General features: G+C 35.1%; 15 protein-coding genes and 1 pseudogene. 5 read left to right on the top strand and 11 right to left on the bottom strand.

Annotated elements, in window-relative coordinates; genetic code table 11:
* Complete coding sequence (locus H3S88_RS09550; protein WP_198228751.1) at positions 1 to 1,725, bottom strand: CocE/NonD family hydrolase; 1,725 nt, start codon at positions 1,723 to 1,725, stop codon at positions 1 to 3.
* A gap of 71 nt (positions 1,726 to 1,796) precedes the next feature.
* Entirely contained in the window at positions 1,797 to 1,922 is a 126-nt protein-coding gene (locus H3S88_RS13450) for a hypothetical protein (RefSeq protein ID WP_307785770.1), read from the bottom strand.
* Between H3S88_RS13450 and H3S88_RS09545 the strand changes: the two genes are divergently transcribed.
* Positions 1,874 to 1,993, top strand: coding sequence for a LysR family transcriptional regulator (locus H3S88_RS09545; protein ID WP_307785769.1), 120 nt, complete (start codon positions 1,874 to 1,876; stop codon positions 1,991 to 1,993). The genes H3S88_RS13450 and H3S88_RS09545 overlap by 49 nt on opposite strands.
* A gap of 34 nt (positions 1,994 to 2,027) precedes the next feature.
* Positions 2,028 to 2,750: a LysR family substrate-binding domain-containing protein gene (locus tag H3S88_RS09540; RefSeq protein WP_198228749.1), complete on the top strand. Its 723-nt coding sequence runs from the start codon at positions 2,028 to 2,030 to the stop codon at positions 2,748 to 2,750.
* Between the two features lie 371 nt (positions 2,751 to 3,121).
* Here H3S88_RS09540 and H3S88_RS13555 read toward each other — a convergent pair.
* The 3 genes and pseudogenes from H3S88_RS13555 to H3S88_RS09530 all read right to left on the bottom strand — a co-directional run bounded on the left by H3S88_RS13555 (position 3,122) and on the right by H3S88_RS09530 (position 4,719).
* A pseudogene (locus tag H3S88_RS13555) lies at positions 3,122 to 3,404 on the bottom strand (YciI family protein).
* 123 nt (positions 3,405 to 3,527) lie between these two features.
* The gene (locus tag H3S88_RS09535) at positions 3,528 to 3,668 is read right to left on the bottom strand and encodes a hypothetical protein (protein WP_172397845.1); all 141 of its coding nucleotides are present in this window, start codon (positions 3,666 to 3,668) and stop codon (positions 3,528 to 3,530) included.
* Between the two features lie 307 nt (positions 3,669 to 3,975).
* Complete coding sequence (locus H3S88_RS09530; protein ID WP_198228787.1) at positions 3,976 to 4,719, bottom strand: DNA-binding transcriptional regulator YciT; 744 nt, start codon at positions 4,717 to 4,719, stop codon at positions 3,976 to 3,978.
* A 475-nt stretch (positions 4,720 to 5,194) separates the two neighbouring features.
* Here H3S88_RS09530 and H3S88_RS09525 point away from each other — a divergent pair, with 475 nt between their 5' ends.
* Positions 5,195 to 6,070 (top strand): aspartyl protease family protein, encoded by an 876-nt coding sequence (locus H3S88_RS09525; protein WP_198228748.1) that lies wholly within the window; start codon positions 5,195 to 5,197, stop codon positions 6,068 to 6,070.
* Between the two features lie 90 nt (positions 6,071 to 6,160).
* Here the strand turns inward: H3S88_RS09525 and H3S88_RS09520 are convergent, their stop codons facing one another.
* Together H3S88_RS09520 and H3S88_RS09515 are read right to left on the bottom strand one after the other, a co-directional pair.
* A complete protein-coding gene (locus H3S88_RS09520) occupies positions 6,161 to 8,593 on the bottom strand; it encodes a formate C-acetyltransferase/glycerol dehydratase family glycyl radical enzyme (RefSeq protein ID WP_198228747.1) in 2,433 nt (810 codons plus the stop codon).
* Positions 8,594 to 8,607: 14 nt separating this feature from the next.
* Complete coding sequence (locus H3S88_RS09515) at positions 8,608 to 9,507, bottom strand: glycyl-radical enzyme activating protein (RefSeq protein WP_198228746.1); 900 nt, start codon at positions 9,505 to 9,507, stop codon at positions 8,608 to 8,610.
* 345 nt (positions 9,508 to 9,852) lie between these two features.
* On the opposite strand from H3S88_RS09515, the gene H3S88_RS09510 reads away from it, so the two are divergent.
* Positions 9,853 to 10,128: an ROK family protein gene (locus H3S88_RS09510; RefSeq protein WP_198228786.1), complete on the top strand. Its 276-nt coding sequence runs from the start codon at positions 9,853 to 9,855 to the stop codon at positions 10,126 to 10,128.
* A gap of 72 nt (positions 10,129 to 10,200) precedes the next feature.
* On the top strand, positions 10,201 to 10,371 hold the full coding sequence (locus tag H3S88_RS09505; RefSeq protein WP_198228745.1) for a hypothetical protein: 171 nt from the start codon (positions 10,201 to 10,203) through the stop codon (positions 10,369 to 10,371).
* Between the two features lie 334 nt (positions 10,372 to 10,705).
* Here H3S88_RS09505 and H3S88_RS09500 read toward each other — a convergent pair whose 3' ends face one another.
* From H3S88_RS09500 to H3S88_RS09485, 4 genes are all read right to left on the bottom strand, one after another.
* Positions 10,706 to 10,990 (bottom strand): hypothetical protein, encoded by a 285-nt coding sequence (locus H3S88_RS09500; RefSeq protein WP_198228744.1) that lies wholly within the window; start codon positions 10,988 to 10,990, stop codon positions 10,706 to 10,708.
* A gap of 825 nt (positions 10,991 to 11,815) precedes the next feature.
* A complete protein-coding gene (locus H3S88_RS09495; RefSeq protein ID WP_198228743.1) occupies positions 11,816 to 12,619 on the bottom strand; it encodes a PoNe immunity protein domain-containing protein in 804 nt (267 codons plus the stop codon).
* Between the two features lie 20 nt (positions 12,620 to 12,639).
* The gene (locus H3S88_RS09490; protein WP_198228742.1) at positions 12,640 to 14,046 is read right to left on the bottom strand and encodes a hypothetical protein; all 1,407 of its coding nucleotides are present in this window, start codon (positions 14,044 to 14,046) and stop codon (positions 12,640 to 12,642) included.
* Between the two features lie 118 nt (positions 14,047 to 14,164).
* On the bottom strand, positions 14,165 to 14,727 hold a 563-nt coding region (locus H3S88_RS09485), incomplete at its 5' end, for a DUF2345 domain-containing protein (protein WP_198228741.1).

Raw genomic sequence — 14,727 nt, 5'->3', positions numbered from 1 at the left:
TCAGATGCCTATATCAACAGGTACCACTTCTTTAGGTGAAAGTCGCTGTTCACCTTGTAGAAGAAGTACAGGGTCTATCTCAGTTGAAAGGACAGGATCTAGAGCTCGACGTGAAACCCTCATATAACTTGCCGTTCTGGTTGGTGCAGCGCCACCAGGATATGTCTCGCGAATAATGGCTCGTCCCGCAGAATCCACTTTCTCTAAATAAATAGTAAGATCCATGTCATTCGCCCCATCGGCTTCGACAAATAAACGCAGCTTGCTATAGCCAATAAGCTCCGCCTCATGATCAATCGGTAATAAGAATGTAGCTGAGCCACCATTCACATTGTAAGAAACGACACCCGATTTCTTGGATGACGTAGTTGACAGTGAAGAGGAGTCAACTATATGCAGTTTGATATGCTCATAACCATTTGGAGGAAACGCCTCGACAATACGATCAACCTCATCCTTGTGCCCGGGATCGAGAACCGAGATACGAACTTTTGGGGTTTCTTCCCATCCATTTTTCTCGCCTTTCAGATATCGATCGAAAAAGCGTTTAAGTTCAGCTTGATGAGCAGGATCGTAAAAATCCGGCCACTCTTGCTTATTATGAACACGCAGCCATTTCTCTTTGGATGAAATTCTGCGCCACGCGTCAAACGTTCCATATGTATGAGCGACATTATCGTAGCTAGCAACGATATAGGCTGGGACTTCAATGCGCTCAAGGCGCGCAGCTTTATCTGCCCAGTAAGGCGTCATATCCTGTTCAGTCGCAGCCATACGCGGCATATCTTCCAAAAAGTGCTCACCACCAAAGCTTTGGATTAGCGCTTCTGGGAATGCAGTGCGAGGAATGCCACCACGAAGAAAATCACCGCGGGCAATATCGGTGCAACCCTCCCATGGTGCTATGGCAGCTAAGTGCGGTGGTTGTTCTGCTGCGATAAACCACTGCGAAACACACAGCCAGCTATTACCTGCCATACCTACTTTACCATTTGACCAACCTTGACTTGCCACCCAGTCAATTACGTCACAGCCGTCTTCGGCTGTCTGCCGACCCCAGCCGACAATATTTCCACCAGAGCGATAGGCACCACGAATATCGGGATTGATCACGGCGTAACCAGCATTGACCCAGTAAGCTGGATCAGGGCCTTCCCATTTCATCATTTCAGACGTCATACTTAATTTGACACCATAACGTTCTGGAATTTCATCCAGCCATTGGCCACCAATCTCTTTGCCATATGGACTCCAAGCGAGAATTGCTGGATGGACAGCATCGCCGACAGGACGGAAAACATCCGTATAGATCACTGTACCATCACGTAGGGTGATCGCGAGATCGCGCTCAAACATAATGTCGCAGGGTAATGGCATCGCACCCTCACGTCGAATGGTTCCTTTACGCAGAATTTCCGATCCTGGCTTGAATCCGGGATAACGCACTCGTGGTACATCCAAAGGTAATGGACGACGGAAGTAAGTCGGATAAGCATCGTTGCCATAGATACGAAGAGGCAGCTTTTCGGAAAAAGGAACCTCATTTTCTGATGACGCTGCAAACGCCGAGTTAATTGGCTTTCCGATGAATGGTAAACCGAACTGACTGGCGGCAAGAGCCCCGCCAGCGATCCCCATTGCACTCAGGAAGCGTCGTCGGCTTATGGACTCGGTAGTATTGATGCAAGGTAGATGTATGGTCGGAGACTGTTTTGATTTAGTCATAGCAGATCCTCTCTTTGGTTTCGGTTATTGTTGACAATAATAAAATTCGGTACTTATAATGTCCAATGACATTATGTTCCCCCTGTAATTCCAAGAGGTAATAATGGAACTCCGCCATCTGAAATCTTTTGTCGTACTGGCTGAGGAGCTGCATTTTGGAAGAGCGGCGAAGCGTCTGCACATCGTCCAGTCGGCACTGAGCAAGCAAATGCTGCTCCTTGAGGAATCTGTAGGATGCCGCTTACTCAATCCGCTTACTCAATCGTAATCGTCGAGGTGTGACGCTTAGCGAAGCGGGAAAGGTGTTCCTTGAAGAGGCAAATCAAGCCCTTGAACATGTTGAGCGCGCGATCGAAACTGCATGGCGCGTTAGCAAGGGGCTATTAGGACGTGTACGGATCGGCTATTCAGCCATCGCAGTTCATTCTGGTATTTTGACATCAGCCCTCACGCGGATCGAACACGCCATGCCTGAGGTCGAAGTACTGCTACAACAAATTGAACCATGGGAACAGAATGAAAAGCTTATGACCGATAAGGTTGACTTTGTATTCGCTCCTGTTCTTGACAACTATCAACAGACGCTTCGAGTGCACCACCTTACAAAATTGCCTGTAGTCGTGGGTATGTCGGTTCATCATGTACTTGCTTCCAAATCCGTAATTGAACTTGAAGACCTCAAGGAAGAAGTGTTTATCAAATTTGCCAATAGTGACGATGAGGCTCTTGACGTAGTGAAAAGTCTTATTGGTCTTCATCCCCAAACAGTCATCGCAAAATCCGACCCGATCGCAGTCCTAGCACTTGTTCAAGCTCAGCATGGCATCTGTGTATTACCTACAGTACTTCAGCTACCTAATTTTCCACAGGTCACCTATAAACCTCTTACAACGAACTGCACGGTTCTGCTGTCACTTATCAGCAGACGAGATGGAGATGATCCTTTACTAAACAAGCTCAAAGAGATCTTGATCGCGCCAACTATTTTAGCTCAAGATCATCCCAGATCGGTATTGGTCAAGTAAATTAGAATACACACTTAGCGTTTTTCCAAAAAAGTGTTTCTGATTGAGTGGATGTTAATCCACTATTGTATTAATGAGGTTTAAGTCGAGTTAACAGAGACAAGAAAGAGGCGTTAAATATATTTAAATGCCGAGGCATTAGGGATTTGGAAGAGAATGCGAAATCACTTATTGAATTAGATTTTTAGTATTTATTAGGCAATAGATGATTATATCCTAGGAATAAGACTACACAGAGGAACTTACGGCAACAAAAACAGAGAAATTAAAAATATACAACAATATGAATAATATTATTCACTCGATATATGTTAAGAATCTCAAGTAATAAAGAGATCCTTTAATTCATTAAATAAGAATATCAAAAAGTTTTATTTTTGCAATAAATTAGATGAAAGTTTAGTAGCCGCAAAAAAAGTATAGTCGAAATTTACCAAATCATGAATGTAAAAAGGATCTGTTTTCATAATATTTTGTGCTTCTTCAATCGAATCACTCATTACTAAAATTATACCCCCCCGGATTTATCTTCCAGAAGCCCAGATGCTAGAAATTTATTTTTTCAAAATAATCATCTAAAAATACATTGTGCTCATCGAGTTTTGCAAAAATTTCTGGCATAGGTTTTTTAAACTTTAAAGTTACAATTATCATTTTTATTCTTTATTTAAAATCTATTTAATTCAATATAGTAAATTTCGTATTTCAAAAAAATCACCTGATGTAATTTTCAGTGTTTATATATTATTTAAAAACATGAAATAGATCTTTTGCTCTTTATCCTGCAATCATTACATAATCATCTTCATAAGATAACCTTTTGGCTAATTTTTTAAAAGCGCCTACTTTTTCTGCTTTGTTTGGCCTTTCATATGAATTACTTTTATTACAATTATTGCCATTCATCAATATAGTCATTTTTTCATCTTTAACTATTTTATATTCGATATAAAAGTTTTACTCTCTTCAAAAAAGTTTTTATAGCAGAATTATAATTGTCTTCGCCTTGTCCCTAATGAATTAATAGAAGTTAAACCAATATGGCTTTTGCGATTAAAAAATAATCAAAAGGCTCGTTAAAAATAGAATTAACCTGAAATGAAGTATATTACCTATCTTTTCCAAAAACAATCTTCATTATTCTCCAGAAATAGAGGATGAATTTGAGAAAGAATAGCTGGAGTTAAATCTAGCTATTTTTTTATTTAAAAATTTTTATGCTTAATTAAATAACTTTATCAACAATAATTTTTTTTGCTGTTAGATATTGTTCATCATTAAGATTAATCGCTTGATCGGTGATCACTCGATGGATTGATTCGATCGGCTTTAATTGATAGGGTTGTTTTTGACCAAATTTTGAGGAATCGGTAATGATAATATTTTCACAAGGTTTGGTTAAGATTGTATTGACTAATTCGGTACGCATTTGGTTTCGTCCTGAAAAACCTGTAGTTGGTAAAAAACCGTCAATACCAATAAACGCTTTGTCGAAATGTAAATGTTTTATCGCAAGGCAAGCTAATTCACCCACAACGCTTTCACTTTTCTTTTGATATTCTCCTCCAATTACAATCACTTTTAAATCGGTATTTTTCAGTAATTGAGCAATGTAATAACTGGAAGTAATTAAAGTAATTCGGCGAGTGTAGGCTAAATGCCTTGCTAATAAGGCGTTGGTACTCCCTCCTTCAATAAAGATATGTTCATCATTATTGACTAGCGAAGCCGCATATTCTGCTATCTTTTGTTTTAATGGGAACTTTATTTTCATGCGAGCATCAAGATTGTCGCTATCGACCGCAACAGCATAACCATGCTCTCGTTTTAAATAACCGTTTTGCTCTAAAAAATTGAGATCATGACGAATGGTCACAACAGAAACATTAAATTGCTCAGCTAAATCATTGACACTAACTTGATTGAGTTCATTAACTTTATAAATAATCTCTTGTTGCCGTTCATTCATTAAATAAAGCATAGTCACCTGTTATAAAATTGCCATATCCATATATTAATATATGAGTAAACACATAGATAAAAATAGTAATGAATTAAATCGTATTTGTCATTATAAAAGTGGCAAAACTCGATTTAGTTATAAATTTCTGTATTAATCTTTTAAAAACGCTCATGTTAAGTCAAAAAAAGACCCACATAAGTAGATCTTTGCTTTAATTTCTGAGGTTTATAATTATCATTAATTAGATATCTTGCTCTGTTCTTGCGATAATATCATCGTGAATATCAGGTGATAGAGCTGTAAAGAATGCTGAATAACCAGCAACATAAACAACTAAATCACGATATATAAATTTTATTATTGAATAAAAACTTGATACTATTATTATGACAAATGTAAAAAAGGATAAATAACAAACATTTATCAATAATATCAAATCGAAAAAATATATTAGGAATGAGAATACATTAGGGAAGATTCTGTGAATAAAAAAATACTATTTTTAATCATGCTATTTATGAGTCGTTTTGCGCAAAGTCTGGAGGTAACTTGGGATCTAACTTTTGATAACGGATATAATTTACCTTCAGTAATAATGGACTTTCAAGATAAAAAAATTCCATTTATATTGGACACGGGATCTAAATCAGCTTTACACCTACCAATGGCTTTAATTAATAAAATTCCGAATAAAACTGAAAATTCAGAGAAATTAAAATTTAATGATTTAACAGGTGATATTAAAGAGGTTAGATCGTTTATTGTCGACAAGTTAAAATTAGGATCTTTTATTTTTAACAATGTACAAGTCCTTGAATATAAAAGTTGGGGCTTATTTATATCAAGTGATCTTAATAAGAGTAATCCTGAAAAAAAGGGAATTGATGCAGAAAAATCAGTGATTGGACTTGGTCTGTTTAAAGATTATGTTTTAAATATCAATTATCCTGAAAATAAAATAACAATATCAGATGATATAAAGATTTCTGATGACTTAAATAAAAATTGGTTTTCCATTCCCTTTTATTTAAATAATTATGGTTTAGTTATAAATTTGTTTGATGGTATAAGAAACTACGAAATGATATTAGACACAGGAGCTGCTGTGTCAATCATAAAAGAAAAATCACTTTCACCTTTTTCAAAAAAACTTACCATACCTAAATATAATTTTAGATATACAGCACTTGAAATGGCAGACGTAGATAGTGTTAAAGTTGAAGCAATTATAATTGATTCACTTCCTGATGTATTTGAACCTGATGGGATACTAGGATCAAATTTTTTTCGTGAAAATATAGTTAAGATTGATTTTAGAAATAAGCAAATGTGGATTCAACCTGTTATTACAGAATAATTTCAAATTAATAAACCTAATTAAATCATTAAAAAAGACCTACGTTAAGTAGGTCTTTGCTTTATTGCTGAGGTTTATAATTATCATTAATTAGATAACATGCTCTGTTCTTGCAATAATGTCATCCTGAGTATCAGGTGATAGTGCTGTAAAGAACGCAGAATAACCAGCAACACGAACAACTAAGTCACGATATTGATCCGGATGTGCTTTAGCAGCAAGTAACGTATCACGTGAAACAACATTATATTGAACATGCCATCCTTTATGAACCTCAAAAAATGTTCGTAGCATCATCATGAGTTTTAACTTATCACGCGGATTGTCTAAGGTTGATGGATTGAGTTTTTGATTTAAAAGCACGCCACCAAGAATCTTATCCGTTGGTAATTTGCCTAATGAGTTAAATACTGCTGTTGGCCCTAAGGTATCAGTACCGGATGATGGGCTGGCACCTTCAGCTAACGGTGTCCATGCTTTACGCCCATCTGGTGTTGCCGCAGTTTGTGCACCAAATGGCACATTGGCAGAGATAGATGAAGTACCGGCATAATAAGTACCGCCAATTGGACCACGACCATAGCGAGGGTTGCGATAATTTTTTAACTCATCAATATAATAGTTATATAGTTCAGCTAAAAGATAATCCACTTCATCGTTATCATTACCGTATTTCGGGGCATTATTGAGTAGACGTTGACGTAATTGTTCGCCCGCAGAACCTTCAAAGTTTTCAGCTAATGCTTTAGCTAAATCGGATTGTTTGATGGTGTGTTCATCAAAAATTAATTTTTTAACTGCTTCAAAGCTGTTAGTAGTATTGGCTAGTCCGACTTGTAAGCCTGATACCCAATCATATTTCGCGCCACCTTGTTTAAGCGTTTTACCGCGTTCAATACAATCATCAACTAATACTGAGCAAATAATGTCATGCGCATTTTCTTCTAAGATAGTATCAATCACATACTCAATTTCGATTGATTTTCGAGTATAGTAGCGGATTTGTTTATCCCATTGGGCTTTAACTTCGTCAAAACTTTTGAAGTTATTTTTACTGAGTGCTTGTTCTTGCGGTAGGTAAACAACACCACTGGTTGCATCTTTACCACCCTCTAAAGTTGCAAGTGCAACACGAGCAAAGTTAATAAAGCTCATCCCCGTGCAGCGATATCCCCATTTACCCGGCACCGCAGTTTCAATACAGCCGATAGCAGAATATTGGTAAGCATCCTCACGTTCTACACCGAGTTTAATAAATTCAGGAATAACGATTTCGTCATTATTAAACGCTGGCATACCAAAACCACAACGAATAACTTGTACGCAAGCATCTAAAAAGTCATCACTTATTCCAGCATGATAGCGCACACTTAAATTAGGTTGAGTTGATTTTAATCGTCCGCAAGACTCTAAAATAGCATAAGATAATGAGTTAACTGCATCAACAGCGACATCGTCAACCAGCTTTTGACCACCAATTGTCACGTTTTGATACATCGGACTACCGGCTGAGCTTTTAGAGTGTGAACCTGAACGGATTTTATTGACTTCTAATAGTTTTAACCAACAGCTGTGCAATAACTCAATTGCCGCTTCGCGAGATAATGTTTTTTCTTGCTCAACATCTTTTTCATACCATGAAGAAAGATATTGGTCCATGCGACCGAACGATACTGAGTGACCATTTGATTCAATTTGTAACAATAACATAACAAAATAACATAATTGTACAGCTTGCCAGAATGTTTCTGGTGGTCTATGAGAGATAACATCACAGTTCTTAGCAATCTGTAATAATTCATCTTTACGCCATGAACGTTCTTCTTTAATTGCCATTTCACGGGCTAATTGAGCATAACGTTCAATGTATTCACTCATAGCCTGCATTGAAATTTCAGATGCTTTTAAGAAATGATCTTTATGGAAATCATCAAAATCAGTGGTATTGATGCGACTACGACGTTCTTTAATTTTGTCAATAATACCATCAATACCTTTTTCCAAAATAAATGGGAAGTTAACAGCAAGATGAGCATCACCGGAATTCATATTCCCTTCGGCTTTGATCATAACAGTATCAAGCAATGATTTGTGTTCATCACTGAATAGTGCATAACAGCGGTCAAGTACCGTTTGGCCATGCCACCATGGGCAAACGCGGTGTAAAACTTCTTTATCGTGTTCGGTAACTTCAAATCCTGCACCAGGGCGATCACCTAATACATCTATCTCTTTTTCAACCCAACCAACGGTATATTCTGGAAATATTGGTGCGGCTCTTGGTGAACTCGCTTGATTACCAACGATTAATTCATCGTGTTTTATCCAAATTGTTTTTTTACTTAAATGATTTGCTAATGCATAAGCGCGACGTAATACAACTGGCTTTGCCAAATGTTCTTGGTAAGATTCGGTATAATGTTCTGCGCGTTCTACGCAAATCGGTGGTTTAATAATATGAATCAATGCATTTTTATGTGCTTTAATCCTTGGTGTGACAGTTGTAAGGTCTAGAGTAGACATAAGGTTCTCCTTGGTTATCCTCGTAAAACAGCGGTTAACTGTTTTTGTTTGGCATAATTGGTTGCAAAATCAATGATATTTGCGTCGTTTAGTGGCTCTTTAGGTGCGTGATAAGGCAGATCGAGCATTTTGTATTTGTTTATACCTAAAGTGTGATATGGTAAAAAATGGATCTCATTAGTCGGTATTTCACTAGCAACAAAATCGACAATACTTTTTATCGATTTTTCATCAGCATTGAATCCTTGAATTAATGGCACTCGAACGGTGATTTTTTTGTTAGCATTAGCAAGATGTTGGAAGTTTTTTAAAATCCGTTTGGCTGAGCCTTTGGTCCAAGCATGGAAAATAGATTCGTCAGTATGTTTTAAATCAGCCAAGAAAAGATCTAAATACGGTAATGAAGCTTCTATGTTCTTCCAAGGAACATGCAGGCAAGTCTCAACTGCGGTGTGATAGCTTTGTTGTTTGCAAGCAGCTAGAATTTCTTGACTTAATTTGGGTTGCATAAATGGCTCACCGCCAGATAATGTTACCCCTCCACCAGAACGTTGATAAAAAGGACTATCCTTATTAATGGTTTGCATAACCTCTTGTACTGATAACAATTCACCACATACAGTTAATGCTAAACTTGGACAAATATTTTGCATTTTTTTATAATCGGCTTGTTCAAATTCTTTCCGATTAATCCGAATGTGTCCATTTGATTTATTAATTAAATTTGGGCAAGATGCAGAACAAAGCTCACAATCACTCATGCAAAGCCTTTCATCAAACAGAATTTCTTGCTTAGCGGATTGACTTTCTGGGTTCTGACACCAAAAACACCCTAAAGAACACCCTTTTAAGAAAACTACTGTTCGAATTCCTGGTCCATCATGAGTAGAATATCGTTGTAAATTAAAAATCATACATTGCCTCAATATTTTTTCTACATAGTAATAACTTTCGAACGAAAGTGTCTGTGATTTAGATCTCATTTTTAGGTATTTAAATCAAAAGTAAGATCTTGATCACGTTTTAAACTGAATCATTTTTTTGTGAATTATTAATCTTTCGGTCTTAAATTTATTTAAACCTTAATTAAAAAAATATGAGGAAGAACAAGAATATTTTTTAGGTATTAATGTTGGTGGTGCTAAAACCGCATGCGGGCTTTTTAATAGCAATAAAAATTTAATTTTTAAAAATAAACTACCAACTAATCCTAATTTAGATGCACAAGCTTTTTTGATGAGAATGCCGATAATGTCAATATAATTCTTAAGGATAATGATGTTCAGAATTCTAATTTTTGTGGTGTTGGCATAGGTATATCTTTTTATATTTTTTATAAAGAAAGTCGTATTATGAAAACGACAAACTTACTGAAGACAAAAGATTTTCCTGCCCGCAGTTATTTATATAAAAAATTAGGCGGAAATATTAGAATCATGCTTGATAACGATGCACATACAGCAGCATTAGCTGAACATCGAAAATGGCGCTGGACGTGGTTTTACACCTATGCTTTATTACTAAATTATTACTAGATTTTTGAGAGGTATTTTATTAATAATAAATTATGTTATCGGCGTTATTATAAGGCAGGAAAAACCAAACATATGGTTACAACTGATATTGAAAAGAAAATGCATCTAGTGGCAACTGAGTTTTGTTCAGAAAATGACACCATGAAAAATATGCCAAGTAATGTTCAACCTCAAGATGTTTATGCAGCTTTAATTGCCGCTAACCAATATGGTGAAAATTATTCATCAAGAAAAAATAAGTAAAATTTGCCCTAACCCTAATTAATAATTGAAATCATAGAAAAATTATATAAATAGTTTCTCTATTAAAATATAAATAACAATTTTCGAAAATCTTTTACTTAACAAGTTCACTCCTAAAAATGTTACTACATAATTTTTTATTTGAATTATAGAAATCATTCCAAACTATCTATTTTTGATAAATATCTTACAACTTGATAAATATAGCGCTACCGTAAACGAAATTAAGATTAAAGGTAATCATTCATCGCACTTAAGCAGTTTATTATTTTCTACTGGGACTTTGGCGGATATATCACAGTAAATAGAATTTTATCCAGTACAGTTGTAGCGACTAATTGATTTGATGCAGTTTTGTTGATGCTTGTGTTGTTATAGCAAGGAGTAGCCAATAACTTAATATTTTATGTGGATAACAAAAATAGTTATCTAACTGAAAAATAGTGGGATTATCCATCTCACTTAAGATTATTCCATATTCAAGAAATAATATTTTCAAGTCAGTGACTGCATTTTCAGTGAACGGACTACACCAAAGTTTTTTAATATGACTAAATACTGGTTGAACTTCATGCTGTTGTGAAATCGCTTTAGGAAACTCATCCCAATTAGTTTGCATTGATCGCAAAACATAACTTTTCGCTCTTAAAAAGGGTATTTTTTAAATAAAGACTCATTAGCCAGAAATAAAGCCTCATAAATGCAGAACTACCTGTAGGCTGTACATTATCTTTAATAATTAAATAAAACGTGGCTCCTCATTATCAATGAGCTGATTAATATCAATCTGCTCTTTACCGAAAGTTGTTTAATAATGAAACTCTAATAGATGATTGCAGTTTAAAAGCTTATATGCTTATAGAATCAATCTCGATTGTTCACTATGAAATTCAGATGATCCCTATAATAAAACAGTAATTTTATAATTATCGTCTATTTGATTCAGACTCTCATAGAGATAAGAAAATATCTACTCATGCGATTCGATATAGAATTGGTCATTAATTTTATTAAAACTAAACAGTTCATGGAAAGTAAAACACAATTCCCTTTTATTTTTTAATAGATCATCTACAGATAAATTTTGAGGAGTAATAATGACACTATTAAGCATTGCTAACGACTGCATTGACTTTTTTGACCATTGCTTATCGTGATTTTTTATTTATTCATCCCAAAATTAAAATTTTTCTCAGTCAATCCATAGATAAATAGACGTATACTAAATAGCATTGATGTTATAAATACTGAAATTCCACTAAGAATCACTAATAAAAGGGTATTGTTACTAATATTTATAGGAGTAACAAATATTGTAAGAGAGAATAAGCATATAAATATTAGTACTATGATGATCATCCAGCCTCGCAATCTAAATGGCTTAGGTGCCTGTAATCTTACAATATTCGTTTTAGACCACTGCGTTACTCCTAGTGCTTATATTTTATGATATTAATCGACTACGCGCATATTCAACCATATCTTTAGGATAATAAATAAAGCGGTGAAGAGTACTATCATCAATATTTTTTAGGTATGCTACCGCTGCGGCTTCAAAACACCAGTAGCCAACAAAAGAACAACAATCTCGAGAATCGCCTTGTTGATTTAAATGACTATCTATGTAGCCATATCCAGTTTTACGTAATCCATCATACCAGCATCGCAAATATTCGTCTAAAAATTTCAATGTGTCTTTCGGTTTTTCGGCATGAATGGCTTTATAAAGGGGATTACGGAAACTCAACATTCGTGGCGTTTTTTCTTCAGTAATAGGATAATCAGGAATTTTCATTGCAATTAGACTATCTATCGCCTTTTCTCTATTTTCTTGATCATAATCAACAGATTTAACAATTATTTCAAACCAATCTTGGCGTTCAAATAAAATACATAAACCTAAGAAATTTGACAATTTTTCAGTTTCAAAATATTCAGTTAATATCATAATATTCATTTTATTATCTGGATTAGCTAAATTATATCTGTCTACATAATCATTTGATTTCTTTATAAGCTTTATAATGTATTCCATTTTATTAAATAATTCATTACAACTCTTTCCTACGGTATAATCTAAACAAAATTGTTGATATTGCAGATCCGCCATAAATTCAGCATAATCATCTTTTTCTCTTTTCATATCACCATCAACTAGACCAATAAGTTTGGTAAGCCTTTTTTGAAAATAATGGTAAAAATCTTCATCTAATAGTTTCTGACGACGTAGTTGTTCAAATTCCGACATAATTATTTCATCTCCTAAATTTATTTTTTATTCGGTTTTTTCTGCTTATTTGTACCCTTTTTATTTTCAAGACTTCGATGTTTCTCTAAAATAATATTTTCAATGGTTGGTTCACCAAATTTATGAATCACAAAACCATCCTTACCATGATTACTATGAGTAAGGGCGGATTGATTGCCATTAAGAAGCGCATTAATATGTGATAATCCAGGATCTACTGACAACGATACAATTATAATATGACGAGTATACATCCTTTTATATCCATCTATATTCCCAAATCTTCCAAAATCACGTTTAATGTCATCTCCAAGCTGTGCTAGTTCACGTTTTATTCTTTGACCAATCCAATAATGATCCATTTGGACAATAGGTTTATTATTATGACTTCCAGAAAGCACACCTAATCTACTTGCGACATATTTAGTAGTTGCCCTTGCCACTTCTGTCGTCGCTTTTGCTTCAACCACTGCATATTTTTTACCTTGATTAGTAGAAAGCTTTGCCCGCCAAAAACCGTCAATTCCTGTTTCATTATTTATTGTACTATTACGTTTAAGTTTTTTAAGATTATTTAACTTACCTAAATTTGATGCACTCGGTAATTTTTTCCATGTTCCTTTTTGAGCTTTGTCATGCCCATCCCATTGATCTTTGCCCCAATCTAGGTGTTCCAAACAATAATAATCAGCAATATGTTCACCAACACCTCCAATAGCAGAAGTAATATTCGGAAACTTGCTTCGAATTCTAGCTATCAAATTACCTCGACTTCTTGTTACCGTAGGTTTACTACTACCTTTATTCGTAGTATTGGTCTTTTTAGTATTGGTTGATGTCGTAGTATTGGTCTTTTTAGTAGTAACATTGCTTGGTCTTGCGGAATTTTTGCGGTGAAGAGCGCGATTAATGGCAGCTAGAACTGCAGGAGCTAGTACATTTCTTATTATATCTTCTAATTGATTACTAAGTTCACCTAAAACACTATCTACTGTTTCAGGAAGGCCTACCCAACGAGCAGCTTTATATTGTCTAAGTTGAGCAACATATTTGATGCGAATTTCATTCAAATACTTTCGTATGTAAGGCGCATCGATTAATTTTCGTAAATACCCTTCTGGATTTAATGGGTAGTTATAATTCCAACGCTTATTAGTTTCTTCAATAATTGCGATACTCAAATCAAATATTATCGGACCATAAAAATCTGGTTTTTTAATTAATGATTTTAACGCAAGACGAAAGCCACCACCAATACCAGGAATAAAAGAAATAATACCCATTAATAATTGAAATTTTGCTTGGGAGCGCACTTTAGGGTCTTTCTCCTTATACAAACACCAAGTAGCTTCACCCACTTCCGCTGCTGCTAGTAATATTGACGCTGGTGGCATACTTGATGCTACAGCTTTAGCCATGTCACTCATGAATTCCTTATATTCTTTTTCTGAAGTCAATTTCTCTCTACCTCGCTGATTTAAATATTAATAATCAATACGTTATAACATAATTTTATCATCGCATTCATCAGTCATTATCTTTTTTCTATTCGTTATTTTGTTCTGCGATTTCTAGGTATTCTTCTGTATATTCTACGTGACAATCGATAAAGGCATCTAATTCTTCAGGTGTTATATTAATATATTCTTGCAATTGCTCAATTACGCCAGCTTTTGAATAATCTTTCGCATCATATTCCACATCCGGAAAAATAGGATCATCAGTACTGTAACCAAAAAAGACATTAGCATAACCAGTAGGTGTATTCTCAAGTAAGACCTCTCCATTATCATCTAAAATACCCTCTCGAACAGAACCATCTTCAAATTCAACGCGATAACTCGCTCTAGGAATAGGATTTAGATTACTGTCATGATAAAAAATTTTAAGCTGCCCAGTTTCATCAACAAACGGAACAGGTAGATTTGGAGATGGTAAATTTAGATGATCTACCCCCATTTTTTGTAATGCATTACTTTTTATATAAACATTACCCGCCGTACCCAGTTCAATCCCTGCACTACTAATTTTGATGTATGAACCGCCACACATTAACGTCAACTCTTTACTTGCGGTAATCGTCAGCTCACCATCGACACTGTCTATTT

The sequence above is a fragment of the Gilliamella sp. B14448G11 genome (genome assembly GCF_016101765.1).
Taxonomy (GTDB): domain Bacteria; phylum Pseudomonadota; class Gammaproteobacteria; order Enterobacterales; family Orbaceae; genus Gilliamella; species Gilliamella apicola_N.
Note: the sequence above shows the minus strand (reverse complement) of the source record. Positions and strands in the feature narration are given on the sequence as shown.

Bases quoted from the DNA above. Each gene is read 5' to 3' on its own strand.
- H3S88_RS09550 (WP_198228751.1), bottom strand. From the start codon at position 1,725: ATGACTAAATCAAAACAGTCTCCGACCATACATCTACCTTGCATCAAT.
- H3S88_RS09535 (WP_172397845.1), bottom strand. From the start codon at position 3,668: ATGACTATATTGATGAATGGCAATAATTGTAATAAAAGTAATTCATAT.
- H3S88_RS09530 (WP_198228787.1), bottom strand. From the start codon at position 4,719: ATGAATGAACGGCAACAAGAGATTATTTATAAAGTTAATGAACTCAAT.
- H3S88_RS09520 (WP_198228747.1), bottom strand. From the start codon at position 8,593: ATGTCTACTCTAGACCTTACAACTGTCACACCAAGGATTAAAGCACAT.
- H3S88_RS09515 (WP_198228746.1), bottom strand. From the start codon at position 9,507: ATGATTTTTAATTTACAACGATATTCTACTCATGATGGACCAGGAATT.
- H3S88_RS09505 (WP_198228745.1), top strand. From the start codon at position 10,201: ATGGTTACAACTGATATTGAAAAGAAAATGCATCTAGTGGCAACTGAG.
- H3S88_RS09500 (WP_198228744.1), bottom strand. From the start codon at position 10,990: ATGCAAACTAATTGGGATGAGTTTCCTAAAGCGATTTCACAACAGCAT.
- H3S88_RS09495 (WP_198228743.1), bottom strand. From the start codon at position 12,619: ATGTCGGAATTTGAACAACTACGTCGTCAGAAACTATTAGATGAAGAT.
- H3S88_RS09490 (WP_198228742.1), bottom strand. From the start codon at position 14,046: ATGAGTGACATGGCTAAAGCTGTAGCATCAAGTATGCCACCAGCGTCA.